The 24272-nt window shown below is 63.1% G+C and carries 21 protein-coding genes; 15 read left to right on the forward strand and 6 right to left on the reverse strand.

Going from position 1 to position 24272, the window contains the following annotated elements; translation table 11 throughout:
- From ACXAG6_RS18830 to ACXAG6_RS18850, 5 genes are read right to left on the reverse strand one after another with little or no spacing between them, the layout of a single operon-like run.
- Positions 1-798 carry an NAD-dependent epimerase/dehydratase family protein gene (locus ACXAG6_RS18830; RefSeq protein ID WP_475339426.1) on the reverse strand — a complete coding sequence of 266 codons (798 nt, stop codon included), beginning with the start codon at positions 796-798 and terminating at the stop codon, positions 1-3.
- Entirely contained in the window at positions 795-1595 is an 801-nt protein-coding gene (locus ACXAG6_RS18835; RefSeq protein WP_475339428.1) for an alpha/beta hydrolase family protein, read from the reverse strand. Before ACXAG6_RS18835 ends, ACXAG6_RS18830 begins: the two co-directional genes overlap by 4 nt.
- Positions 1595-2773, reverse strand: a complete 1179-nt coding sequence (locus ACXAG6_RS18840) for a mandelate racemase/muconate lactonizing enzyme family protein (protein WP_475339429.1) — start codon at positions 2771-2773, stop codon at positions 1595-1597. Before ACXAG6_RS18840 ends, ACXAG6_RS18835 begins: the two co-directional genes overlap by 1 nt.
- Positions 2770-3636: an SMP-30/gluconolactonase/LRE family protein gene (locus ACXAG6_RS18845; RefSeq protein WP_475339430.1), complete on the reverse strand. Its 867-nt coding sequence runs from the start codon at positions 3634-3636 to the stop codon at positions 2770-2772. The genes ACXAG6_RS18840 and ACXAG6_RS18845 overlap by 4 nt, the downstream gene beginning before the upstream one ends.
- A gap of 3 nt (positions 3637-3639) precedes the next feature.
- Positions 3640-4365, reverse strand: coding sequence for a FadR/GntR family transcriptional regulator (locus tag ACXAG6_RS18850; RefSeq protein WP_475339431.1), 726 nt, complete (start codon positions 4363-4365; stop codon positions 3640-3642).
- Between the two features lie 137 nt (positions 4366-4502).
- Here ACXAG6_RS18850 and ACXAG6_RS18855 point away from each other — a divergent pair, with 137 nt between their 5' ends.
- The 7 genes from ACXAG6_RS18855 to ACXAG6_RS18885 all read left to right on the forward strand — a co-directional run bounded on the left by ACXAG6_RS18855 (position 4503) and on the right by ACXAG6_RS18885 (position 13580).
- Positions 4503-6425, forward strand: coding sequence for an ABC transporter substrate-binding protein (locus ACXAG6_RS18855; RefSeq protein WP_475339432.1), 1923 nt, complete (start codon positions 4503-4505; stop codon positions 6423-6425).
- 104 nt (positions 6426-6529) lie between these two features.
- Positions 6530-7516 carry an ABC transporter permease gene (locus ACXAG6_RS18860; protein ID WP_475339434.1) on the forward strand — a complete coding sequence of 329 codons (987 nt, stop codon included), beginning with the start codon at positions 6530-6532 and terminating at the stop codon, positions 7514-7516.
- On the forward strand, positions 7509-8672 hold the full coding sequence (locus ACXAG6_RS18865; protein ID WP_475339435.1) for an ABC transporter permease: 1164 nt from the start codon (positions 7509-7511) through the stop codon (positions 8670-8672). Before ACXAG6_RS18860 ends, ACXAG6_RS18865 begins: the two co-directional genes overlap by 8 nt.
- Complete coding sequence (locus ACXAG6_RS18870; protein ID WP_475339436.1) at positions 8662-10359, forward strand: ABC transporter ATP-binding protein; 1698 nt, start codon at positions 8662-8664, stop codon at positions 10357-10359. The genes ACXAG6_RS18865 and ACXAG6_RS18870 overlap by 11 nt, the downstream gene beginning before the upstream one ends.
- Positions 10356-11192, forward strand: a complete 837-nt coding sequence (locus ACXAG6_RS18875) for an alpha/beta hydrolase (protein WP_475339438.1) — start codon at positions 10356-10358, stop codon at positions 11190-11192. The genes ACXAG6_RS18870 and ACXAG6_RS18875 overlap by 4 nt, the downstream gene beginning before the upstream one ends.
- Positions 11189-12343: an enolase C-terminal domain-like protein gene (locus tag ACXAG6_RS18880; protein ID WP_475339439.1), complete on the forward strand. Its 1155-nt coding sequence runs from the start codon at positions 11189-11191 to the stop codon at positions 12341-12343. The genes ACXAG6_RS18875 and ACXAG6_RS18880 overlap by 4 nt, the downstream gene beginning before the upstream one ends.
- The gene (locus tag ACXAG6_RS18885) at positions 12336-13580 is read left to right on the forward strand and encodes an enolase C-terminal domain-like protein (protein WP_475339440.1); all 1245 of its coding nucleotides are present in this window, start codon (positions 12336-12338) and stop codon (positions 13578-13580) included. Before ACXAG6_RS18880 ends, ACXAG6_RS18885 begins: the two co-directional genes overlap by 8 nt.
- A gap of 3 nt (positions 13581-13583) precedes the next feature.
- On the opposite strand, the gene ACXAG6_RS18890 is transcribed toward ACXAG6_RS18885, so the two are convergent.
- Positions 13584-14312: a GntR family transcriptional regulator gene (locus ACXAG6_RS18890; protein WP_475339441.1), complete on the reverse strand. Its 729-nt coding sequence runs from the start codon at positions 14310-14312 to the stop codon at positions 13584-13586.
- 118 nt (positions 14313-14430) lie between these two features.
- Here ACXAG6_RS18890 and ACXAG6_RS18895 point away from each other — a divergent pair, with 118 nt between their 5' ends.
- The 8 genes from ACXAG6_RS18895 to ACXAG6_RS18930 all read left to right on the forward strand — a co-directional run bounded on the left by ACXAG6_RS18895 (position 14431) and on the right by ACXAG6_RS18930 (position 24206).
- The gene (locus tag ACXAG6_RS18895) at positions 14431-15147 is read left to right on the forward strand and encodes a ribonuclease activity regulator RraA (RefSeq protein WP_475339443.1); all 717 of its coding nucleotides are present in this window, start codon (positions 14431-14433) and stop codon (positions 15145-15147) included.
- Positions 15148-15156: 9 nt separating this feature from the next.
- A complete protein-coding gene (locus ACXAG6_RS18900) occupies positions 15157-16062 on the forward strand; it encodes a 5-dehydro-4-deoxyglucarate dehydratase (RefSeq protein WP_475339444.1) in 906 nt (301 codons plus the stop codon).
- A 280-nt stretch (positions 16063-16342) separates the two neighbouring features.
- Positions 16343-17383 (forward strand): TRAP transporter substrate-binding protein, encoded by a 1041-nt coding sequence (locus ACXAG6_RS18905; protein WP_140015696.1) that lies wholly within the window; start codon positions 16343-16345, stop codon positions 17381-17383.
- 127 nt (positions 17384-17510) lie between these two features.
- Complete coding sequence (locus ACXAG6_RS18910) at positions 17511-19586, forward strand: TRAP transporter large permease subunit (protein WP_475339445.1); 2076 nt, start codon at positions 17511-17513, stop codon at positions 19584-19586.
- A gap of 10 nt (positions 19587-19596) precedes the next feature.
- Positions 19597-19719, forward strand: coding sequence for a dihydroxy-acid dehydratase (locus tag ACXAG6_RS18915; RefSeq protein ID WP_140015698.1), 123 nt, complete (start codon positions 19597-19599; stop codon positions 19717-19719).
- A 10-nt stretch (positions 19720-19729) separates the two neighbouring features.
- Entirely contained in the window at positions 19730-21460 is a 1731-nt protein-coding gene (gene araD / locus ACXAG6_RS18920) for an L-arabinonate dehydratase (protein WP_475339447.1), read from the forward strand.
- The gene (locus tag ACXAG6_RS18925) at positions 21460-22659 is read left to right on the forward strand and encodes an L-talarate/galactarate dehydratase (RefSeq protein ID WP_475339448.1); all 1200 of its coding nucleotides are present in this window, start codon (positions 21460-21462) and stop codon (positions 22657-22659) included. Before araD ends, ACXAG6_RS18925 begins: the two co-directional genes overlap by 1 nt.
- Positions 22660-22670: 11 nt before the next feature.
- A complete protein-coding gene (locus tag ACXAG6_RS18930; RefSeq protein WP_475339449.1) occupies positions 22671-24206 on the forward strand; it encodes a UxaA family hydrolase in 1536 nt (511 codons plus the stop codon).
- Positions 24207-24272: the final 66 nt, after the last annotated feature.

Here is a 24272-nt window from a genome sequence, read left to right on the forward strand (position 1 = left end):
CTATTCCTCGTGAATCCCGTCCGCCGTGAAGGCCCCGCCTTGGTAGACCACCTGCGGCGCGTCGATGGCAGGCATCTCCTCCATCTGCTCCACCACAGCGCGATACTCCTCCGAGCGGTCCTGCGGCTCCCAACCGAGATAACCGACCTCGCGATTATCCCACCAGCCGGTCGCGTTGTTGGATGCTCCATAAATGATCGGGCACCCCAGCTTGGGCACGCGGAAGACGCATTCGATCAGCCGAACAAAATCATCGTAGCTCATCCAACTCGCCAGCATCCGGCGGTTCTTCGGCTCGGGGAAGCAGGAGCCAATGCGCACGCTCGCCGTTTCGATCCCGAACTTGTTGAAATACATGCTCGCCATTGCCTCGCCGAACACCTTGCTCACGCCGTAAAGGCCATCCGGCTTGGTTTGCGCGTTCGCATCGAGCCGGGTTGTCTGCTTGTGAAAGCCCACCGCGTGGTTGGAGCTGGCAAAGATCACCCGGTTGCAGCCGGTCTTCCGGCAGGCCTCGTAGAGGTTGAAGACCCCGTCGATATTGGCGTTCGAGATCACCTCCCAGGTGTCTTCAATCGAGCGCCCGCCAAGGTGCACGATCCCGTCGCAATCCTTCACCAGCTCTTCCACCGCCGCCTTGTCGCCAAGGTCGCACACCACGACCTCTTCGTTCTCGCCGGCCGGTGGCATCTCGACCACGTCAGAAAGCCTTAAGGTTTTCGCCATATGTTTCAGACGGTCGCGGCACATCGAGCCAAGGCCGCCAGCGGCGCCGGTAATCAGCAGTCGGTTCATCATGGTTGTCTCTCCCTGTCGGTTTTATGAGCGTGGCGGGCGAGGAAGGCCAGAGCCGCCGCCCGCATTTCAGGTGTTTCTCCGTGGCCCGCCTTGGGCTGGAGGAAGGTTGTGAGCCTCGCGCGCGGCAGCTTGGCCAGCGCAGCATCGCAAGCATCTTTTGGTGTCAGGCCATCCTGTTCGCCATGCGCGACGAACATCGGGCGCGGCGCGATCGTCGCGGCCACATCGCCCTGATCGCCTTCGCGCAGCAGGCCGGGCACGGTCAGGTAAGGCCCGTGTCGATCATGCGTGCCGCAGGCGATGAGCGGCGCAATATCGGCGAGCATGGTGATGTTCACATGCCCCGCCACGCGCGGCTCCAATGCGGCCAGCCACATGGCCAGCGCCGCACCCATGGAGACGCCCCAAGTGTAAATGCGCGTGCCGTCCACGCGCGGATGGGCGGCGAGGTGCTCGAAAGCCCCGCGTTGGTCGGCCAGCATGCGGGCAAACAGCGAGCCGCCCCGCCAGGCTTCCGCCTTGGCCAACGCAAATTCGCTTCCCTCGCCCTGCCGCGCGCCAAAGCCGGGCATGTCGACGCAATACACCGCAAACCCCGCCGCCAAGAGCGCCGCGCCGGGCGGGTCAGCGGTCCAGCGGGCGCCGCGGTTAACCTCTTCTTTGCCAAGCGCGTAGTCCCCGCCGTGGGCGTGGCAATAGAGCACCGCCGGATGCGGGCCATCCCCCTCAGGGCAAAGAAAAACTCCGCTCGACAAGGGCTCCGCCGCCGTCCATCCCACCAGCGCCTCGAAGCTCATCAGGTGTATCCGTAAGACCCGTCAGGCCGCACTGGCAGCTTGCGCTCCCAGTGGATGTAACGGTCGGAGGCCAGATACTCCTCGTCGATCTCCACCCCCCAGCCGGGCCGATCAGGCCGCAGCTCCAAATGGCCGTCCACCGGCAGGTAAGGGTCCGCGACATAGGCCGCCTTGTCTTCCGGCTGCCCCATCTCGCGGCTGAGGTAGGCCACGGTGCCGGGCAGCCGGTATTCGAGGATCTTGAAGTTGGGCTGCGCGGCGCAAAAGTGCACGTTCACCGCCGTCGCCAGCGGCCCCATCGGGTTGTGCGGCGCCACGTTAACGTAATGCGCCTCGGCAATCGCCGCGATCTTGCGCATCTCCAGCAACCCGCCCACGGCACAGATATCGGGCTGGATGATGTCCGCCCCCTTCACCGCGAGCAAACGATTGAATTCAAAGCGGGAGTAAAGGCTCTCCCCAGTCGCCAGCGGCACCTTGAGCTGGCGCTTCAGATCACCCCAGGCCTCGATGTTCTCCATCCGCATCGGCTCTTCGTAAAACAGCGGGCGGAAGTCGGCGAGCACATTGCCCATCTCAACGGCTTGGTAAGGCTCAAAGAGGCGCGCATGGGCGTCGAAGGCAAACTCGGCATCCGGGCAAAGCGCCCTGAGCTCGGCCACCCAGTCTTCCGTCGCCGCCACAACCTTGTGCCACGGCTCGGCATGGATATCGCAGCGATAGGGCGAGAGCTTGAAAGCGGAAAATCCCCACTTTTCTGAGTGTTCCACCACATGGTCGCGCACGGCCTCGGCCTCTGGCGCGGAATAAACGCCCTGATATACCCGCACCCGGTCCCGCACATGCCCACCGAGCAGCTTGTAAACCGGCACGCCCAGCGCTTTGGCCGAAATGTCCCAAAGCGCGTGGTCGATCCCGGCAATCGCGGCCAGCCCCAGCGCACCGGGCGGAAAGCGGCTTTGTTGCAGCAGCTTCAGCACCAACCGCTCAATTCGCGTCGGGTCTTCGCCTTCGATCTGCAGGTAGAGGTAGTCCAGCAAGGGCGGCAAGGCGCGATCCGGCCCGTGGTTGTAACACTCGCCCCAGCCGGTGATCCCCTCATCGGTATCAACGGCGACAATCACCCGAGGGCGATTGCCATCGCGGCTCATGAAACTGCGAAGCCCGGTGATCTTCATCCCGCAAACCTCGCCTGCGGCACCCCGGTTACGCCCAAGCCGGTGACGGCAAACAGGTTGCCATCCAGCGCATCCGGAGCGTCCGAGCCAATCGAGGTGACATAGAGCACATCAAGGTTCGCCCCGCCGAACATCGGCTTTGTCGGACGCTCCACCGGCATGTCGATGATCCGGTCAACCTTGCCCTGCGGCGTGATCCGCACCAACTGCCAGCCGCTGATCCCGGCCATCCAGTAGCAACCATCGGCATCCACCGTCCCGCCATCGGGCCGCCCCGCCACCTCGCGGGTATCAAAGAAAACCCTTCGGTTAGAGGGGGTTCCGGTTTCGGTGTCATAGTCACAAGCCCAGATAGTGCGCACCTTGGCGTTGCTGTCAGAGTAGTAAAGTGTGGTGCCATCCGGGCTGAAAGCGAGGCCGTTGGTGGTGTAGACCTTGTCGAAATGCTGGGTGACGGAACCGTCTGGATCCAAACGATAGAACTGCCCGATCTCTTCAGGGTCACCACCGTCCTTCATCGTCCCGGCCCAAAACCGGCCCTGCATATCGGTACCGCCATCATTGAAGCGGTTTCCCGGCATATGGGCCTCCGGGTCCGTGAGGAAAGTGCGCGTTAAGGTTTCCGGGTTAAACTGATAAAAACCTGACTTGGCCGCCACGATCAGCCCACCAACCTCGCGCCGTGCGATGCAGCCCACCGGCTCGTCAAAATCGAACACCTCATCGCTGCCGTTTTCACGCGTGCAATGGATCTTGCCGCCAGAAATATCAGCCCACCAAAGTGCCTGGTCGCCCACATCCCAAACCGGCCCCTCGCCGAGCTGCGCGCGCGCAGGCACCGCCACCTCCACCGAAACTGCCATGCCTCACTCCCCCTTGAAGACGCGCCGCTCGGACGCCTCGATATGCTCTGCCATTGCTTTCCGCGCGGCCTCCGGATCACCCGCCGCGATCCCGTCGAAGATGCGCCTGTGCTCGCTGACCATTGATATCTTGCCCTGCCGATACCCCGTAACACCGAGGCTGCGGACGAACTTCCCGATGAAGAACATGTGCGAGCGGAGCATCTGGAGAGTATCAAGCAGGAAGCGGTTGTCAGACAATTCTGCGATTCGCACATGGAATCGTGCATCCATCTCGATGGTGGATGTCTTATCGCGCACACTTTTCTCCATGCTCTCCAGCATCGCTTCCAAGACCGCCACCTCTTCCGGCCCGGCCTTCAGCGCTGCCAAGGCGGCGCTCTCCACCTCCAGCATTTTGCGAAACTCGATGTAGGAGGCGATGTCGTCGATGCTCTGAAGCGGCGCATATCCGTCCGACCCGCTCTGCCCGCCGCCGCTAACAAAGGATCCGGCCCCCTGGCGCGACACGATCAGGCCATCTTCGCGCAAGCGTGCAAGGGCTGAGCGGATCACCGGGCGAGACACACCATGCTCCGCCGAAAGGTCTTTTTCGGCGGGCAGCCTTTCGCCAAGCGTGTAGTGACCGCTGCGAATCTGTTCGAGCAAACGCTCGTACACCTCGCTCTCCAGCCGCCCTGCGCGCACTGCTTCGCCCCGGGCGGCGCCGTCGTTGGCCATAGTATCCATATGCAATTCTCCTGCCGCAGCTTTAGCACGGCCTGACAAATTACAACATTTGAAAATTTGTTTGACAAGTAGCGCCGCGGAATGTTGACCTTGCGACGCTGAGACTCGGAAGAGCGAAAGCACAGGGAGGAAAATCCATGAAACGAAATTGGCGATTCTCGTCAGTAGCCGCGCTTGCCGTCGGCGTATTCATCCATCCATTCATGGCCGAGGCGGGTGAAGCGCCTGCATTGGCCGAGGCCGTGGCGGCGGGCAACCTGCCCCCACTGGAAGAGCGGCTGCCCGCGCAGCCCGAAGTGGTGACAGGGCTCGAGAGCATCGGCTCTTACGGTGGCAAACTGCGCCGGATGCTGGGTGGCTCGAACGACCACAACTCTATCCTGAGGATCATCAGCCCACAGGGCCTCACCCGCTGGAAGGCCGACTTCTCCGGCGTTGTGCCGAACGTGGCCGAAAGCTGGGAGACCAATGAGGATGGCTCCGAGTTCACCTTCAAGCTGCGCGAGGGCATGAAGTGGTCGGACGGCGAGCCGTTTACCGCCGATGACATCCTGTTTTTCGTCAACGACCTGTTGAACAACGAAGAGTTCTATCCCAACGCCCCCGCCCGCTTTGTGGTGGCTGGCGAGCCGATGCAGGCCGAGAAGGTGGATGACCACACCATCACGCTGAAGTTCGCTGCGCCTTACGGCACCTTCATCACCGAGCTGGCCACGCCGCTCGCGCAGGAGCCGGTGCTTTGGGCCAAGCACTACTGTCAGCAGTTCCACCCCGCCTATAACGACAATGTTCAGGCCATGGTGGACGAGACCGAAGCGGTCGAAGACTGGCCCGCGCTCTACCGCCTGAAGTGTGGTGAGGTCGAGGCCCCCAACCGCTGGTCCAACCCCGAGCGGCCCACGCTCGACCCTTGGGTGGTGACCGGTGAGGGCTACTCTGCTGGTTCGACGCAGGTGGTGATGGAGCGCAATCCCTACTTCTGGCAGGTCGACGAGGAGGGCAACCAGCTCCCCTATATCGACAGGCTGGAGATGGGCGTGGCGCAGGATAACGAGGCCCTCGTGCTTGAGGCCATCGCTGGCAACATCGACTTCCAGCGCCGGAAAATCTCGAACCCGGCCAACAAGCCGGTCTTTGCCGAGAACGCCGAAAAGGGCGGTTTCGAGATCCTCGACATGATCAACTCGAACTCCAACTCGATGGCGATCCACTTCAACCATACGCACAAGAATCCGCAAATGCGGGAGCTGATCCGCAACAAGGATGTGCGCGTGGCGCTGAGCCTCGGGATCGACCGCGAGGAGATCATCGACATCGTCTATCAGGGCCAAGGCGAGCCCTACCAGATCGGGCCAAGGCCGAGCCACGTGCTCTACAACGAGCAACTGGGGCGTCAGCACACCGAGTACGACCCGGACCGGGCCAACGAGCTGCTTGATGCAGCGGGCTATGCCGAGAAGGACGATGAGGGCTACCGCCTCTTCCCCGATGGCAGCCGGATCGTGTTCAACGCGCAGTACACCGGCGTGGAGCAGCCCGATTGGGGTGACAGCCTTGAGATCATCAAGGAGCAGTGGGAAGAGATCGGCATCGAGCTGAACTCCACTTCTGTCGAACGGTCGATCTACTACTCGCGCGGCGAGGCCAACGAGCATGACTTCATGGTCTGGGGCGCACCCGGCGGGCTGGATCCGACGCTCTCTCCGCGTGACGTGCTTGCCGTGCATCCGCAGGCCAGCTGGTTCGGTATCCCGTGGACCCGCTGGTATCTGTCCGGCGGTTCGGAAGGCGAAGAGCCGACCGAGAGCATGAAGAAACGGCTCGCGCTCTATGACAGCTTCAAGCAGGAGGCCGATCAGGAGAAGGCGCTGGATATCTTCCGCCAGATTCACCAGGAGGCCGCCGACGAGATGGAAATCATCGGCATCTCGCTCGCTCCCAACCTTGTGGGCGTGGTGAATAAAGACCTGAAGAACGCGCCGCGCAGCCTGCCTTCGTCGTGGATGTATCCCGACCCGGGCCCGACCCTGCCGCAAACCTGGTATTGGCCCGAGAGCTGACCTGAACCAAGGGCGGGCCTCCGGGCCCGCCCTACCCACGGCCCCCGCAGGATGGGCAGTCTGCCCACCTTCCGCGCCCAACTGACCAACCACAGGCAAACCCCATGATCTGGCGTTACATCCTGAAACGCATCCTCTGGATGGTGCCGTTTCTCTTCGGTGTCTCTATCGTCGCCTTCCTGCTCATTCAGGCTCCCCCCGGCGACTATCTGACGACCTATATTGCCAAGCTTGGCGAGAGCAACGAGGTGCTGGATCAAGCGTCGATCCAGAACCTGCGCGAACGCTTCGGCCTCGATCAGCCGCTTTATGTGCAATATTTCAAATGGGTTAGCCGCCTCATGGTGGGTGACTTCGGCATGAGCTTCGAGTGGCGGCAGCCGGTGTCTGACCTTGTCTGGGGCCGCATGGGCCTCACCCTCTGCCTCTCGATGGCCACCCTGCTCTTCACCTGGGCCGTGGCCTTCCCGATCGGCGTCTACTCCGCCGTTCGCAAGTATTCTTTCGGCGACTACCTCGCCACGACCATCGGCTTCATCGGCCTTGCCACCCCGAATTTTCTGCTGGCGCTGATCCTCATGTATATCGGCGTGGTTCACTTTGGCACCGATGTGGGCGGCCTCTTCTCCAACGAGTACAAGAACGCGCCCTGGAGCATGGCCAAGGTCTGGGATCTGGCCAAGCACCTTTGGTTGCCGGTCGTCGTGCTCGGCACCTCGGCCACCGCCTCGCTCATCCGCATCATGCGGGCTAACCTGCTGGATGAATTGAACAAACCTTACGTCGACACCGCCCGCGCCAAGGGGCTGTCGGAGTTTTGGCTCATCATGAAGTACCCGGTGCGCGTGGCGCTTAACCCCTTTGTTTCGACCATCGGCTGGGTGCTGCCCAACCTCGTCTCCGGCGCGGTTGTCACCGCCATCGTGCTCAGCCTACCGACCGCCGGGCCGCTGATGCTTCAGGCGCTGCTGGCGCAGGATATGTATCTCGCCGGGGCCTTCGTGCTGATGCTCTCTTCTCTCACGGTGATCGGGATGCTGCTTTCAGACATCCTGCTCGTCCTGCTCGACCCGCGGGTGAAATATGACTGAGACACCCTCAAAAGCCCTGCCCGATCAGCCCGACGAACCGCTCGCTGTGGCGGAAGCCCACGCGCCCGACGAGGTGGCCATCGCCTCGCAGTGGCAGCTCACGTGGTGGGCCTTCAAGAAGCACCGGCTCGCCATGATTGGCCTCTGGGTCATCGGCTTCATGTATCTGATGTCGCTCTTTGCCGGCTTCGTTGCACCGAACGATCCGACCGACAGCAACCGCCGCGCGGTTTATCACCCGCCGCAGATGATCCACTTCATCGACAGCGACGAGGATGGTTGGCGCATTCGCCCCTACGTTTGGGAAATGGACCGCGAGCGCGACCCGGAAACGCTGGCGGTGACCTACACGCCCTCGGGCGAAAAGATATACCTGCGGCTCTTCGGGCGTGGGCAGGAGTATAAATTCTGGGGCCTTTGGGAAACCGATATTCACCTGCTGGCCACCGTGAAGCCGCGTGACAACTTCTTCCTCTTCGGGGCGGACAGGCTGGGGCGCGATATGTTCTCGCGGGTGGTTTACGGCACTCGGATTTCGATGAGTATTGGCCTTGTGGGCGTGGTGATTGCGCTTGTGCTGGGTATCACGCTGGGCGGGATTTCGGGCTATTACGGCGGGCGGACCGACACGGTTATTCAACGGCTTATCGAATTTGTCCTGAGCCTGCCGACCATCCCGATCTGGCTGGCACTGGCCGCCGCGCTGCCGCCAAGCTGGCCGATCTACCAGCAGTATTTCGTGATCACCCTGATCGTCAGCCTCGTCGGATGGACGGAGCTTGGCAGGGTGGTTCGCGGGCGCTTTCTGGCAATGAAGCACGATGATTTCGTGATCGCCGCTCGGCTCGACGGGGCCAGCGAACGGCGGATCATCTTCCGCCACATGCTACCCTCGCTGACCAGCCACATCATCGCCTCGCTCACGCTGGCGATCCCGCTGATGATCCTCGCCGAAACCGGCCTCTCGTTCCTTGGCCTCGGCCTTCAGCCACCGGCCATCAGCTGGGGCGTATTGCTGAAGGAGGCGCAGAACATCCGATCCATCTCACAGGCCCCTTGGCTGTTTATCCCCGGCGGGTTCGTCGTGGTGGCAGTTCTGGCCTTCAACTTCCTTGGAGACGGCATGCGCGATGCCGCAGACCCTTATGGCCACTGAAGCAAGCAGCCGACCTATACTATCGGTCGAAAACCTTAACGTCGGGTTTAATACCCGGAAGGGCATGTTCGATGTGCTCCACGGCGTGAGCTTCGAGCTGCACCGGGGCAAGACGACGGCCATCGTGGGCGAGAGCGGCTCGGGCAAATCCGTTACGGCGCGGGCGATCCTGAACATGGTGCCGCGCCCCGGCCAGATCAACGGCGGGCAGGTTCTGTTTCGGCCATCCAAGGGCAGCGAAACCGACACCACCGCGCTGGACCCGCGCGGCAAGGAGATCCGCGATATTCGCGGCGGCAAGATCGGGATGATCTTTCAGGAGCCGATGAGCAGCCTGAGCCCGGTGCATACCATCGGCAACCAGATCATCGAGGCGATCCGCCTGCATCGGACCTGCACCAAGCAGGAAGCCCGCGAGATTGCCCGGGGGATGCTGGAACAGGTGGAAATCCCGAAGCCCGATAAGGCGCTGGACCAATACGCCTTCGAGTTTTCCGGTGGGATGCGCCAGCGCGCGATGATTGCCATGGCGCTCTCGTGCCGCCCCGATGTGCTGATTGCCGACGAGCCGACCACGGCGCTGGATGTGACCACGCAGGCCGAGATCCTCGACCTGATGCGCAAGCTGCAAGTGGAGCTGGACATGGCGATCATGTTCATCACCCACGACATGGGCGTGGTTGCCGAAATCGCCGATGAGGTGGTGGTGATGGAAAAGGGCCATGTGGTGGAAACCGGCGAGACCGCGCCGCTCTTTGCTCACCAACAGCACCCCTACACTCAACGTCTTCTCGGCGCGGTGAAACGGCTTGAAGAGCCCGCCGCCGCCAAGGTGCGCCCGGCAGCCGATGCGCCCGAGATTTTGCGGGTGGAAGACCTGAAGCTGAAGTTTGAAAAGCGCGAAGGCTTCCTTCAGCGGGTGACCGATGTGACCAAGGCGGTTGACGGTGTGAGCTTTTCGCTCCGTGAGGGGGAGGCGCTTGGGATCGTTGGCGAATCCGGCTCGGGCAAAACGACCGTTGGGCGCTGCATTGCGCGGGTTTATGACCCGGAAGGCGTGGTGGATTATCGAGGGTCCGACCTTGTGAAGGCGGGCCGCGCGGAGATGCAGAGCTATCGCCAGCAAATCCGGATGATCTTTCAGGATCCCTTCGCATCGCTCAACCCGCGCATGACCGTGAAGCAGCTGATCGCGGAGCCTCTGGTGGTGAACGGGGTGGCCAGCGGGCAGGAGCTGGAGGACCGGGTGGCCAAGCTGCTCACCGAGGTTGGCCTGTCGCCCGAGATGATGGAACGCTACCCCCATGCCTTTTCAGGCGGGCAACGGCAGCGGATCGTGGTGGCGCGCGCGATTGCACTGGAGCCCAAGCTGGTGATCGCAGATGAGCCGACCTCGGCGCTAGATGTGTCGATCCGCACGCAGGTGCTCGACCTTCTGCTGCGCCTTCAGGCCGAGATGGGCCTCAGCTTTATCTTCATCAGCCACGACATGGCCGTGATCCGCTATTTCTGCGACCGGGTGGCGGTGATGTACCAAGGCAAGATCGTCGAGATCGGGGAGACCGAGCAGATCATCACCGATCCGCAACATCCCTATACCAAGGCCCTTCTCAGCTCGGTGCCCATTGCCGACCCAAGCCTGCGCGGCACCCGCCAGCGGCATCGCTACCTGGGCAACGGCGCATGAAGTTTGCGAAAGGCATAGACGAGGTTATCGCGCTGGGAGACTTCCCAACGCCCGAGGCGGCCGCCGCCTATTGGAATGAGGGCGTGGCCAAGGCACCCTTTGAAGACCTGACCTATGAGGGTGGCGCGGGCCAGCCGCAGGCGGCGCGGCTCTACCAAGGCGGGGATGCGGGCACACTGCTTTACATTCATGGTGGCGGATGGGCCGGAGGCTCGATTGCCCTGCATGAGCCCTCTGCTGCCGGGATGGCGCTGGAGAGCGGTTGGGACGTGCTCAGCATCAGCTACCGCCTCGCGCCGGCTCACCCCTACCCTGCCGGGCTGGAAGATTGCCGCGCGGCGCTGGCATGGCTGGCGGCGAAGGGCGGCAAGGTGGCGATTGGCGGCGCCTCGGCGGGGGCCAACCTTGCGCTCGCCACGGCCCTTTCAACCGACGCTGAGCTGGCCGGGCTGGTGCTGTTTTATGGCGTGTTCGGCGATGACTTCGAGACAGAAAGCTATCGCCGCCACGAGAATGGCCCCGGCCTTACCCGCGCCCGGATGCGCGAGCTCTTCGCCATGTATGACCCCAAAGAGACGCGCGACGAGTTGATCGCGCCCCTCAAGGCCGACCTGCGCGGCCTTCCTCCCGCGCTGCTTATCGCTGCCGAAGTTGACGTGTTGCTCAGTGAAAACAGTGCCATGGCGCAGGCGCTCAACAGCGCGGGAGTGCCTACACGATGGCACGTCGAACCGGGCGTGACCCACGGATTTATCAATCGCGGCAGGCTCGTGCCCGCCGCCAATGCCTGCATCAGCCGGGCTGCCACATTTCTCAGGGAGACCCTCAAATGAAAATCGAGCGCGTCGAGGCAATCACCTTCACCCATCGGACCTATACCCAGCGTGACAGTGACGGGCACAACCACCCCGGCCCTGAGGGCACCGGCACCTCCTCGCTGCTGCGGATCATCTGCGAGGACGGCAGCGAGGGCCGTGCCGTGTGCCGCCCGGTGGATGTGCGCGAGGATGTGCTGGAGCGCTTTGTGCGGCCCAATCTGATCGGGGAGGATCCGCTGCTGATCGACCGGGCGTGGTATGCGATTTATCACTGGCAGCGGCTGAGTGGCGGCGCGCTGAGCGACCGGACGCTGACGGCGGTGGACCTTGCCCTGTGGGATCTTCTGGGCAAACAGGCCGGCCAGCCGGTGTGGAAGCTGCTGGGGGCCGTGCGCCCGAAGATCCTCGCCTATGGCTCGACCATGTGCGGCGACGACATGGAGGGTGGGCTTGCGACGCCCGAGGATTATGCCCGCTTCGCCGAGTGGCTGATGGGTCGTGGTTACAAGGCGATCAAGCTGCATGGCTGGATGACGCCCATGCCCGGCGCGCCGGATGTGCGGCTGGATTACAAGGCCTGCGCCGCCGTGCGCGAGGTGGTGGGCGAGGGCTTTCCGCTGATGCTGGACCCGCATCACTTCTACTCGCGCTCCGAGACGCTCTGGATGGCCAAGAAGCTGGAAGAGCTGGACTTTCTGTGGATGGAAGAGCCGATGGAGGAGGCCTCCATGAGCTCTTACAAATGGCTCACGGCCAACACAGGGCTCAACATTCTTGGCCCCGAGACCATGACCGGCAAGCATTGGACGCGGGGCGAATGGGTAAAGCATGACGCCTGCGACATGGTCCGCACCGGGGTGTGGGACGTGGGCGGGATCAGCCCTGCCATGAAATGCGCGCATATGGCCGAGTGCTTCCACATGGCCTGCGAGGTGCATGGCACAGGCGCGGGCAACCTCGCGGTAGCATTGGCCTCACACAATTGCACCTATTACGAGCGCGGGCTGCTGCACCCTTTCACCGATTACGACGCGCCTGCCGACTACCAGAACCGGATCGACGACGAGATGGACGAGGACGGCTATGTGCGCGGCCGCGAGGAGCCGGGGCTGGGGCAGGACATCAACATGGACTACATCGAAGCCAACCGGGTGAACCATGACTGACCTGCGCATCGCGGATGTTCGCGTTACCCCCATCGCCTTTTTCGACCCGCCGCTGTTGAACAACGCGGGATGCCACCAGCCCTTCGCGCTGCGCTCGGTCATCGAGGTGGAGACAGAAGACGGCGTGGTGGGGCTGGGTGAGAGCTATGGCACCAAGGCCGTGGTTGATGGCATCGCCGCCGTGGGCGCGGCGATGGTGGGGCGCAAGGTGACGGACCTTAACGCGCTTTGGGCCGCAGCACGTGCGCCGGGCGAAGCGCGGGCTGAGGGCTACACTGGCAAGGAAGCGATTGTGCCCCGCGTGGTGGCGGCGATCGAGGTGGCCATGTGGGACGCGCTCGGCAAGGCGACCGGGCAGCGCGTGGTGGACCTGCTCGGCGGGCAGGTGCGCGACCGCGTGCCATTCTCGGCCTATCTTTTCTACAAGTTCGCGGCCCATGCCGATGGCACCGGGGATGACTGGGGCGAGGCGCTTACGCCCGAAGGGCTTGTGGAACAAGCGCGGAAGATGATTGCCGAAAATGGCTTCAAGGCGATCAAGTTGAAGGCGGGCCTGCTGGAGCCGGAGGAAGAGATTGCCGGGCTGGAAGCGCTGCGGGAGGCCTTTCCAGACGCGCCATTGCGGATTGATCCAAATGGCGGCTGGACGGTGGAGACCACACTGAAGCTGTTGCCCCGGCTGACAGGGCTGGTGGAATACCTCGAAGATCCAACCGCCGGCCTGAGCGAGAATGCCCAGGTGCAGACGGCAACGGATATTCCGCTGGCGACCAATATGTATGTGGTTGAAAGCGCGCATCTTCCGCCGAACATGGCGCAGGATGCCTTTCGGGTGATCCTGAGCGATCATCACTATTGGGGCGGGCTCGCGGCCTGCCGCCAGCTTGCGCATATCTGCGATCTCTGGGGGCTGGGGCTTGGGATGCATTCCAACTCGCACCTCGGGATCAGCCTTGCCGCGATGACCCATCTGGCCGCCGCCACGCCGAACCTGACCTATGACTGCGACACCCATCAGCCGTGGCAGACGGATGAGGTGATTGAGGGTGGCAAGCTGGCGTTTGAAGGCGGCTCGCTGACCGTGCCAGAGGGGCCGGGGCTGGGGGTGACGCTGGATCGGGAGGCGCTGAAGCGGCTGCATGGCAACTACAACGCCTGCGGCTACACGGTGCGCGACGACGCGAGCGAGATGAAGAAGCACTGGCCGGACTGGACCTTCGGGCGGCCCAAGTTCTGACGATCAATCAGGGAAGTAGGTGGGATGTTCGGCGCGCAGCCTGTCGAGGCGCTTGATGGTTTGGCTGAGGTGCGTCCGCACGGCGCTGACGGCGCCATCGGCATCGCCGGAGCGCAGGGCTTCGATGACCTGCTTGTGCTCGCGGATGATGCGCTGAACCTTCTCGTCATCCCACATATCAAGGCGGCGCAGGCGGTTGAGATGCCCCGAGCGGGAGCGGATCAACCGGTGCAGCCCGCCATAGCCCGCCGCCGCGAGCAGGGCTTGGTGGAAGGCGTCGTCTATGTCCTGAAAGGCAGAGATGTCATCGCCATTGGCGACCACCATTTCCTGCATGGACACAAGGGTTTGCAGGCGGGTCAGGGCGCTGTCGCTGATCTGGCCGGCGAGCTTGCGGACCACCTCGATCTCGACCGAGCGGCGCAGAAAATGGGCCTCTTCGATCTCGTCAGGATTGATCCGCGTCACCACCGTTTTGCTCTGCGGAAAGATATCGACAAGCCCCTCGGCTTCGAGCTTTTGCAGCGCGTCGCGCAGCGGGGTCTGGCTGACGCCGTATTCGCGGGCCAGTTCGGAGCGGGTGAGCACGGTATCGGGCGGGAGCTGGAGCGAGATGATCCGGCGGCGCAGGGAATCGAGGGTGCGGGCCGCAGCGGTTTGCGGCGCGGTCTTGGTATCACCGCCGATGCCGAGACGGGTGATAACGTCTGTGAAACTGTCCTGATCGTTCATGTTAGCGGTCACATCCTCGGGATTGACGCATCCTGTCAGCCTAGAGGGGGCATTGCAAGTTTCAAAGCACTAATATATCAGTTGCCGCGACACAGCGATGAACACAGGAGATTGAGCCATGTCGTTCACTGAGGAAATTCGCGAGCGGCTGATGGGCGTCTCCGTCGCCACACTTGCCACAGCGCTCTACAAGCGCGGCTTGCGCAACCAGGTGCTGCAGGATGTGCATCCGGTTGCCGTGAAGGGGCGCAACATGGTCGGGCCGGCGTTTACGCTGCGCTACATTCCGGCCCGGGAAGATCGCAATCAACTGGTCGTCTTCCGCGACCCGGACCATCCGCAGCGCCAAGCGATGGAGCAGTGCCCGGAAGGCCATGTGATGGTGATGGACAGCCGGAAAGACCCGCGCGCCGCATCATCGGGCGACATTCTTATCACCCGGTTAATGGTGCGCGGCGGCGCGGGCGTGGTCACCGATGGCGGCTTCCGCGATTCGGGCACCATCGCCAAGCTCGACATCCCGGCCTACCACAACCGCCCCTCCTCCCCGACCAACCTCACACTGCACGAGGCGATCGAGATCAACGGTCCGATCGGCTGCGGTGACGTGGCCGTTTTTCCCGGCGACGTGATCGTGGGCGACTACGACAGCGTCATCGTGATCCCGGCGGAGATTGCCGAGGAGGTGAGCAAGGAGGCGGTGGAGATGACCGCCTATGAAGATTTTGTGGTGGAACAGGTGAAGGGCGGCGCGACGATCATCGGCCTCTACCCGGCCACCGACGAAAGCAACCTGGCCAAGTTTGAAACTTGGCGCAAAGAGAACAATCGCTGAGGACAAGACATGCTCGACAACAACGACCTTCAGGCCCGCATTCGCACCGGGCTGCTCTCCTTCCCTGTCACGCCGTTTGGCGCCGATGGCGGATTTGCGGCCGATCCCTTCCGCAAGCACCTTGAATGGCTGAGCGACTATGAGGTGGCCGGGCTGATCGTGGCGGGCGGCACCGGGGAGATGTTTTCGCTTACACCGCAAGAAATTGTGGATGTGGTGAAGGTCGCCAAGGCGGCCCAGCCGGGCCAGCCGATCATTGCCGGTTGCGGCTATGGCACGCGGATGGCCTGCGAGTTGGCGCAAGGGATTGAGGCCGCCGGGGGCGACGGCATTCTGCTGCTGCCGCATTACCTGATCGGCGCGCCGGAGGCCGGGATCGAGGCGCATATCAAGGCCGTTTGCGACAGCACCAAGATGGCGGTGATCGTTTACAATCGCGGTCAGGCACGGGTGACGGAAGGGATGATCGAGCGGCTGGCAGAGCAGTGCCCGAACATGATCGGCTTCAAGGATGGCACCGGCGATATCGACACCGTGCGCCGCATCACCGTGCGGATGGGCGAGCGCCTCAGCTACATCGGTGGGATGCCGACGCATGAGCTTTTTGCCCAAGCCTACCGGGGCGCTGGGATGCCGACCTACAGCTCGGCGGTGTTCAACTTTGTGCCCGAGACGGCGCTGGAATTTCATGCCGCCTTCACTGCCGGCGACGATGCCAAATGCGAGCAGATGCTGACGGATTTCTACTATCCCTTCGCCGAGATCCGCGACCGGCAGACGGGCTATGCCGTCTCTGCGATCAAGGCAGGCGTGCGGCTGCGGGGCTTTGAGGCCGGGCCGGTGCGCAGCCCGCTCACAGACCTGACCGACGAGGAAATGGGGCTGATGGAAGAGCTGATGTCGGGCCGTAAATAATTCGGCCGAGAAGGTTAATGCGCCTTATCTTCACGGCGGCGTGAAGATGCACAACCCATGCACATCCTGTGCACAACCGATACCTACGAGAATTTGGCTTCGTTGTAGAAAGGCCCTTTGTTGCCACAAGGCACGGGGGCCTTTCCCTTTGGTAAGGTTGCGGGAGCGCTGGGGCGTGAGAGGGTTGCCTGCATTGGGTCACTAATATATCAGTGAGAGAGTCGGAGCGCCGGGGGGAGGCCGGGCGCGCGGCTTCAACAGATATAACGGGAGGACACCAATGACTTTTAGAACCCTCGCCAAGACCGTCAGCACCCTAGCGGTGGCAGCGGTTGTGGGCGCCATCGCCACGGGCGCCATGGCGGCCGAGCGCACGCTGAAAATTCAGACCAGTTCCAACGCCAGCCACGCCTCGCTGGCCTATCTCAACGAGCAGTGGGTGCCCAAGCTGGAGACCATGACCGGCGGATCGCTGGGTGTGGAGCTGCTGCCGGTGGATGCGGTTGTGCCGCGCCGCGAAACCGCCGAAGCCATCGGCGTTGGCATCCTCGACGGGGATCTCACCTCGATCAACTATTTCGCCGGGGTCGACCCGGCCTTCGCGCTGATGGGCGACCTGATCGCGGGCTACGACAGCGCCGACCAGATCCAAGCCTATTGCGCGCAGGGTGGCGGCAAGGAAATGCTGCAGAAACTCTTCGACGCCCATTACCCGGGTGTGCACGTGGTTGGTTGCGGGGCCTATGCCCGCGAGGCCTTTGTTTCGAAGGTGCCGGTGCGCACGGTCGAAGACCTGAAGGGCCTGAAGATCCGCTCGCCCGAGGGGCTGGCTGCCGATGTGTTCAAGCGGGCTGGCGCTGCGCCGGTTTCGATGAGCGGCTCGGAGACCTACGGCGCGCTGGAGAAGGGCGTGATCGACGCCGCCGACAACAGCGCCTATGCCAACAACGACGCCAACGGGATGCACAAGATCGCCAAATACCCGATCTTCCCCGGCATCCACTCCACCCCGATCCTGCAGTTCACCGTCAGCCAGCAGGCATGGGACGAGATGAGCGAAACCGAGCAGGTGGCGCTGGAGACGTGGTATCTGGCCGCCTACAACGGCCTACGCCGTCACATGGACCGGCTCGACCGTCAGCTGGTGGCACGTGACAAGGCCGCCGGTGAGCTGGAAGTCATCGACTGGAGCCAGGAAGAGCGCGACAAGTTCCGCGTGATCGCCCAGGAAGCCTGGAGCGACTTTGCCTCCCAGACCGAGCTGGCGCAGGAAGTCTATGACAGCCACATCGCCTTCATGAAAGAAGCCGGGCTGCTCTGAGCCTTGCTGATGCCTGCGCCCCCTTGAGACGGGGGGCGCAGGCCACGCTGCCCCGTGCCAGATGGCGGGGCCAAGAGATTTTTTGCGAGAGGGACGGCCCCCAAGCGGGCCAGGGGAGCGCGCGCAGATGAGCCAGCGATACGAAGAGGCCGTGCAGGCCGCCCACACGGGCATAGCCGATCAGGATCCGCTGCATGAAGAGCAGGACGTGGCGATGGAGGAGTATACTCCCGTCGACCATTTCAGCCACATCAGCGGCATTGCCGTATCGACCTTTTACATGGTCGCCGCGCTGGCCACCCTTTGGGAAGTGTTCTCGCGCTACGTGCTGAACGAACCGACCTATTGGGCCTTTGAAACCGTGATGGTCACCGTCGCCGCCGCGTGGATGCTCTCGGCCGGTTACGTGACGATGAAGCGGCGGCACATCGCGATCACCGTTGTCCACAACATCGCCAGCCCCGGCGTGCGCTGGTGGCTGGACCTCTTTGCCATGGTCGTCGGGGTCTTTGCGCTCTACATGCTGCTGACCGACGCCTCGGTGCGGGCCTATGACAGCATCCTGCGGGTCGAAAAATCGGGCTCTGCCTTCAACTCGCCGCTGCCCTTCATGATGAAGGGGCTGATGGTTGTTGGCGCCTTCATGTATCTCGCGCAGCTGATGGTAAACCTGAACCGGCATCTGTCGTCGGGCTGGACCAAGCTGATCGTCAAGGCGGTGGCGCTCTACTTCATCCTCTACTTCTCCGCCGCCTTCCTCAGCCATGTGCTGGAGATCCAGCTGTTTGCCGGCTTTACCGATTTCATCAGCGGGCTGGGTGCGTCGATGGACCCCTCGAAGGCCTTGCAACTGCGCAGCATGGATCTGGGCACGATCTCCCTGATCATGGTGGTGCTGCTGATCGCGCTGATGATGACGGGCATGCCGCTGGGCATCGTGACGCTCTTCGTTTCGGTCATCATGGCGGTGGGCTTTTTCGGGCCGCGCGGGTTGTTCCTTGTGTCGTCCAACGCGGCGGGGCTGCTGGAGCATTACAGCCTCGTTGCGGTGCCGTTCTTCGTGCTGATGGCCTCGATCCTTGAGCGGGCGGGCATTGCCGAAGACTTGTTTGACGCGATGGCGATCTTTGCCGGCAACCTGCGCGGCGGCGTGGCGGTGCAAACCACCGTCGTTGCCGTGATCCTTGCGGCCATGTCGGGCGTGATGGGCGGCGAGATCGTGATGCTGGGCCTTGTGGCGCTGCCGCAGATGTTTCGCCTTGGGTATGACAGGAAGCTCTCCATCGGCCTCATCTGTGCGGCGGGCGCGCTGGCCACGCTCATTCCGCCCTCGATCATCACCATCGTTTACGGTGTTTCTGCCGAGGTGGGCATTGGCGACCTGTTCATGGCGGGGGCCATTCCCGGCATCATGCTGGCGACTTTCTATGCCGGTTATGTGCTGATCCGGGTGAACATCACCCCCTCAATGGCCCCGACCGCCGCCGAGGTGGAGAAGATGACCGGCAGCAAGAAGAAGCTCTCGCGCGAGCGGATGACGGCGGTGGTGCTCTGCATCATCCTGATCGGCATGGTGATGGGCTCGATCTATGGCGGCATTGCCTCGGTCACTGAATCCGCCGCCGTGGGCTGCATCGGCGCGCTGTTCATCGCCGCGGTGCGCAACCGGTTCAACTGGGATGTGATCTCGGCCTCGCTGCTGGGCACCATGACAACCGTGGGCACGATCATCTGGCTGGTGCTCGGCGCGGTGAGCTTTGTGGGGATCTTCAACCTTGTGGGCGGTGGCGACTTCATCCGCTCGCTGTTCCTCAACCTCGGGCTCTCGGCCATGGGGACGGTGATTGTGATGATGCTGATCCTGATGGTGCTGGGCACCTTCATGGAGTGGATCGCCATCGTGCTGATCACCGTGCCGGTCTTTGCGCCGGTGGTGATGACGCTGGCGCCGGAACTGGGCCTTACAGAGGACCAGGCGAAAATCTGGTTCGGCATCCTCTTCGTGATGAATATCCAAATCTACTTCCTGTCACCGCCCTTTGGCCCGGCTTGCTTCTGGCTGAAGTCGGTGGCACCCAAAGATGTGACCTTGCAGGAGATCTTCCTTGCGGTTCTGCCCTTCATCGCGCTCCAGATCACCGGGCTGGTGCTGGTTATGATGTTCCCGCAGATCGCGCTCTTCCTGCCCGAACTTCTGAATTGAGGAGACCGAAATGATCGGACGTGACAGCCACCAAGACCTCAACGGCTATGGCATCTGGCCATGGGTGCTGGGCCTTGTCCTTGTCGCCGTGATCATCACCGTGATGTTCACCTTCGCCCATCCGATTTCCTGAAGGTGCCGCGATGACCAAGAAGCCTGAAGACCTGCGTTCCGCCCGGTGGTTTGCCCCGGATGACCTGCGCTCGATGGGCCACCGCTCGCGCGCGCGGCAGATGGGGCTGGATGGCAATGACTGGGAGGGCAAGCCGGTTATCGCAATCATCAACACGTGGTCGGACTTATCCCCCTGCCATCACCACCTGCGCGACCGGGCGGAGTTTGTGAAGAAGGGGGTGTATCAGGCCGGGGGGATGCCGGTTGAGATGCCGGTGCAGAGCTTCTCCGAGCAGTTCCTAAAGCCCACCTCGATGCTCTACCGCAACTTCGGCGCGATGGAGGTGGAGGAGGTACTGCGCTCGCATCCGGTGGATGGCGCGGTGCTGATGGGGGGCTGTGACAAGTCGACCCCGGCGCTGGTGATGGGTGCGATATCCATGGGCATTCCGTTCATCTTTATGCCGGCGGGCGCGATGCTGCGCGGCAATTACGCGGGGCAGAAGCTGGGCTCTGGCACTGACGTCTGGAAGTATTGGGACGAGCGGCGCGCGGGCACCATTGGCAAGGCAGAGTGGGACGGCGTTGAGGGCGGGATTGCCCGCAGCTACGGCACCTGCATGACGATGGGCACGGCCTCGACCATGATGAGCATCGCCGAAGGGTTCGGGTTGTGCATGCCGGGTGCCTCCAGCATCCCGGCGCCGGATGCGGGCCACAAACGGATGGCGGCGGCGAGCGGTCGGCGGGCGGTGGAGATGGTCTGGGAAGACCTGACGCCGGAGAAGGTGATCACTTGGGAGGCCACGCGCAACGCGGTGCGGGTGGCGATGGCGACCGGGTGCAGCACCAACGCGGTGATCCACCTGCTGGCGATGGCGCGGCGAGCGGGCATTGACCTGACGCTGGATGAGTTCGACGCGATTGGCCACGAAGTGCCGGTCTTGGCGAACCTGCGGCCCTCGGGCGACACATACCTGATGGAAGATTTCTTTTATGCCGGGGGCCTGCCCGCGCTGATGGCGGAGTTGGGCGATAAGCTGGAGCTTGGGGCGATGACCGTGACCGGCAAGACCGTGGGCGAGAACATCGAAGGGGCGAAGAACTTCAATGACGATGTGATCCGGACCCTGAGCAACCCGGTGTATCACGAGGGGTCGCTGGCGGTGTTGAAGGGCAACCTTGCGCCCGATGGAGCGGTGATCAAGCCCGCTGCCTGCAACCCGGATTTCTGGCAGCATCGCGGGCCGGCGCTGGTGGCTGACAGCTACGCCGAGCTGAAAGAGATCATCAATGACGAAGACCACCCGATGAGTGCCGACACCGTGCTGGTGCTCCGCAACGCTGGGCCGCAGGGCGGGCCGGGGATGCCGGAGTGGGGCATGCTGCCGATGCCCAAGGCGCTGCTGAAGCAGGGCATTCGGGACATGGTGCGGATGTCCGACGCGCGGATGAGCGGCACGAGCTATGGCGCCTGTGTGCTGCATATCGCGCCCGAAGCCTATGTGGGCGGGCCGTTGGCGCTGCTGAAGACGGGTGACATGGTGGTGTTGGATATTCCGGGCCGGAAGCTTGAAATGGAAGTGTCTGACGAAGTGCTGGCCGAGCGGCGCAAGGCGTGGACGCCCCCTGCCCCGCGCTATGAGCGCGGCTATGGCGCGATGTTCAGCCAGCACATTGAACAGGCCGACAAGGGCTGTGACTTCGACTACCTGCGCACCGATTTCGGCGCCCCTGTTCCGGAACCGGAGATCAACTGATGGGGCTCGACCTGAGCGAGCGCCGCATCGCTGCGCGGCCTCCCATGGCCGGGCATAGACCGCGCTTTCAGACCGACTGCATCGAGAGCCTGACCCTGCGCCACGTGGTGGTGCCGATGGACAAGCCGATCAGTGACGCCAAGGTGCTGACGGGCCGCCAAAGCCCGCTGGCGGCGCTGGACCTGCTGATGGTGGAGATCACGAGCGCCGAGGGGCACACCGGCCTCGGGTTTTCCTACACGCTCCGGGCTGGCGGTGCAGGGATGTATGCGCTTGGCTGCGAGCTGGCGCCTTTTGTGATCGGGCAAGACCCGAACGATATTTCGCGCATCTGGGAGCGGCTGGCCTGGCAGGGGATTTCGCTGGGGCGCGGTGGGATGAGCTATCAGGCGATCTGTGCGTTTGACACGGCGCTTTGGGATATGAAGGCGCGGCGGGCGGGCCTGCCGCTGGCCAAGCTGTTTGGCGCGCATCGGGATTCTGTGCGGATTTACAATTCGTCTGGGCAGTATTTGCAGGCGTCGATTGACGAGATGAAGGCGGCGGCGGAGGCCTCGATTGCCAAGGGGATCGGCGGGATCAAGATGAAGGTCGGCCAGCCGGACGGGCAGGAAGACCTGCGCCGGATTGATGCGATGCGGGCGCATTTGCCCGGGCATATCGCCCTGATGATCGACGCCAACCAGCAGTGGGACCGGGCCTATGCCTTGCAGTTTGGCCGCGTGGTGGACGGCATGGGGCTGGCCTTTATCGAGGAGCCGCTGGACGCTTGGGATTTTGACGGCCACGCCGAACTGGCCCGCAATCTGGCGACCCCGGTGGCCACGGGCGAAATGCTGACCTCGCCGCAGGAGCACTTTGACCTGATTGGCAAGGGCGGCTGCGATGTAAGCCAGGTGGATGTGTGCCGGATAGGCGGGTTCACCCCGATGCTGAAGGTGATGACCATGGCCGAGGCGGCGCGGATCGAGCTGGCGCCGCATATGGTGATGGAGCTGCACATTCATGCCGCCGCCGCTTTTGGCAGCGAGGGCTGGGTGGAGCATTTTGAATGGTGGGAGCCGCTGTTTGACGAGCGGCTGGAGATTTCGGGCGGCAAGATGCATGTGCCCGACCGCCCCGGGCTGGGCTTTACGCTGAGCGAGCAGGCACGGGGCTGGACACAAGCCGAGCAGAGCTTTGGCGCGGCCCAAGGATAGGGATTGATCAGATGAGCGACGTGATGGAACGGTCCCCGGTGATCCGCTTGGACGAGGCGGATAACGTGGTTGTGGCGCGGGTGGAGATTGCCGCCGGAACCGCGGTGGCGAGCGAGGGTGTGGTGGCGTTGCAGGAGGTGCCGCTGGGCCACAAGATCGCCACGCGGGAGATCAAGAAGGGCGAGCCGGTGCTGAAATACGCCACCATCATTGGCTTTGCGGGCGAGGACATTGCGCCGGGGACGTGGCTACACTCGCACAATGTGCTCGTCGATGATTTCCAGAAAGATTACCGCTTTTCAAAGGACTACGTGGAGACGCCGATGCTGCCCGAGGCGGAGCGCGCGCGGTTCATGGGGATCCGGCGCAAGGATGGGCGGATTGGCACGCGCAATTACATCGGGATTTTCATCACGGTGAACTGCTCGGCCACGGTGGCGCGCAAGATCAGCGCTTACTTTGACGAGGAGCGGCTGGAGAAGTGGCCGAACGTCGATGGCGTGGTGGCTTTTGTTCACCAGCAGGGCTGCGGGATGGAGATGACCGGCGAGCCGATGGACCTGCTGCGGCGGACGCTTGCCGGGTATATTCGGCATCCGAACACGGCAGGGGCGCTGGTGTGCTCGCTGGGGTGCGAGCGGAACAATCTGGGCGAGTTCTTCGAGAAGGAGAGCCTTGAGAGCGGCAAGATGCTGCGGGCGATCACAATGCAGCATGTCGGCGGCACGGCGGCGGCGGTGGAGGAAGGCAAGCGGGTGATCCGCGAGATGCTGGACGAGGCCAATGCGATTGAGCGGGAGCCGGTGAGTGCGGAACACTTGATGGTGGGCTTGCAATGTGGTGGCTCGGACGGGTTCTCGGGGCTGAGTGCCAATCCGGCGCTTGGGAAGGCCGTGGACATTCTGGTGAAGCACGGCGGCACGGCGATTTTGAGCGAGACGCCGGAGCTTTATGGCGTGGAGCATACGCTCACCGCGCGGGCAAAGACGCCGGAAGTGGGGCAGAAGTTTATCGAGCGGATCAACTGGTGGCTCAAGTACAACGAGGGCCGCGATGTGCAGATGAACGGGCGGGTTTCACCCGGGAACAACGCGGGCGGGTTGGCCAATGTGATCGAGAAGTCGCTGGGCGGCTCTAAGAAGGGTGGCTCTACGGGGATCAACGCGGTGTATGAATATGCCCATCCGGTGGAGGAAAAGGGCCTCGTGATCATGGATACGCCGGGCTACGACCCGGTAAGCGCCACCGGGCAGATTGCGGGCGGGGCAAACCTTGTGTGCTTTACCACCGGGCGGGGGAGCTGCTTTGGCTCGATGCCCAGCCCGACGATCAAGCTGGCGACGAATACGCCCATGTTCACCCGGATGACGGGCGACATGGATGTGAACTGCGGCACGGTGATCGACGGTGAGAAATCGCTCGACGAGGTGGGGCAGGAGATTTTCGAGAAGATGCTGGCGGTGGCCTCGGGCGAGAAGTCGAAGTCCGAGGCGCTGGGTGTAGGCGAGGAAGAGTTTGCGCCCTGGCCGATTGGGGTGACAGGGTAGCACGGGCGAAGAAAGCCCCGGGGGGGCTTGATGAGCTGGCTTGGGGCTGGTCGTCCGCCCTTCGAG

The organism is Vannielia sp. ABF1_015 (assembly GCF_056160745.1).

Excerpts from the sequence above, each read along its gene's own strand:
- ACXAG6_RS18830 (WP_475339426.1), bottom strand. The coding sequence starts at position 798 with ATGATGAACCGACTGCTGATTACCGGCGCCGCTGGCGGCCTTGGCTCG.
- ACXAG6_RS18835 (WP_475339428.1), bottom strand. The coding sequence starts at position 1,595 with ATGAGCTTCGAGGCGCTGGTGGGATGGACGGCGGCGGAGCCCTTGTCG.
- ACXAG6_RS18840 (WP_475339429.1), bottom strand. The coding sequence starts at position 2,773 with ATGAAGATCACCGGGCTTCGCAGTTTCATGAGCCGCGATGGCAATCGC.
- ACXAG6_RS18845 (WP_475339430.1), bottom strand. The coding sequence starts at position 3,636 with ATGGCAGTTTCGGTGGAGGTGGCGGTGCCTGCGCGCGCGCAGCTCGGC.
- ACXAG6_RS18850 (WP_475339431.1), bottom strand. The coding sequence starts at position 4,365 with ATGGATACTATGGCCAACGACGGCGCCGCCCGGGGCGAAGCAGTGCGC.
- ACXAG6_RS18855 (WP_475339432.1), top strand. The coding sequence starts at position 4,503 with ATGAAACGAAATTGGCGATTCTCGTCAGTAGCCGCGCTTGCCGTCGGC.
- ACXAG6_RS18860 (WP_475339434.1), top strand. The coding sequence starts at position 6,530 with ATGATCTGGCGTTACATCCTGAAACGCATCCTCTGGATGGTGCCGTTT.
- ACXAG6_RS18865 (WP_475339435.1), top strand. The coding sequence starts at position 7,509 with ATGACTGAGACACCCTCAAAAGCCCTGCCCGATCAGCCCGACGAACCG.
- ACXAG6_RS18870 (WP_475339436.1), top strand. The coding sequence starts at position 8,662 with ATGGCCACTGAAGCAAGCAGCCGACCTATACTATCGGTCGAAAACCTT.
- ACXAG6_RS18875 (WP_475339438.1), top strand. The coding sequence starts at position 10,356 with ATGAAGTTTGCGAAAGGCATAGACGAGGTTATCGCGCTGGGAGACTTC.
- ACXAG6_RS18880 (WP_475339439.1), top strand. The coding sequence starts at position 11,189 with ATGAAAATCGAGCGCGTCGAGGCAATCACCTTCACCCATCGGACCTAT.
- ACXAG6_RS18885 (WP_475339440.1), top strand. The coding sequence starts at position 12,336 with ATGACTGACCTGCGCATCGCGGATGTTCGCGTTACCCCCATCGCCTTT.
- ACXAG6_RS18890 (WP_475339441.1), bottom strand. The coding sequence starts at position 14,312 with ATGAACGATCAGGACAGTTTCACAGACGTTATCACCCGTCTCGGCATC.
- ACXAG6_RS18895 (WP_475339443.1), top strand. The coding sequence starts at position 14,431 with ATGTCGTTCACTGAGGAAATTCGCGAGCGGCTGATGGGCGTCTCCGTC.
- ACXAG6_RS18900 (WP_475339444.1), top strand. The coding sequence starts at position 15,157 with ATGCTCGACAACAACGACCTTCAGGCCCGCATTCGCACCGGGCTGCTC.
- ACXAG6_RS18905 (WP_140015696.1), top strand. The coding sequence starts at position 16,343 with ATGACTTTTAGAACCCTCGCCAAGACCGTCAGCACCCTAGCGGTGGCA.
- ACXAG6_RS18910 (WP_475339445.1), top strand. The coding sequence starts at position 17,511 with ATGAGCCAGCGATACGAAGAGGCCGTGCAGGCCGCCCACACGGGCATA.
- ACXAG6_RS18915 (WP_140015698.1), top strand. The coding sequence starts at position 19,597 with ATGATCGGACGTGACAGCCACCAAGACCTCAACGGCTATGGCATCTGG.
- araD (WP_475339447.1), top strand. The coding sequence starts at position 19,730 with ATGACCAAGAAGCCTGAAGACCTGCGTTCCGCCCGGTGGTTTGCCCCG.
- ACXAG6_RS18925 (WP_475339448.1), top strand. The coding sequence starts at position 21,460 with ATGGGGCTCGACCTGAGCGAGCGCCGCATCGCTGCGCGGCCTCCCATG.
- ACXAG6_RS18930 (WP_475339449.1), top strand. The coding sequence starts at position 22,671 with ATGAGCGACGTGATGGAACGGTCCCCGGTGATCCGCTTGGACGAGGCG.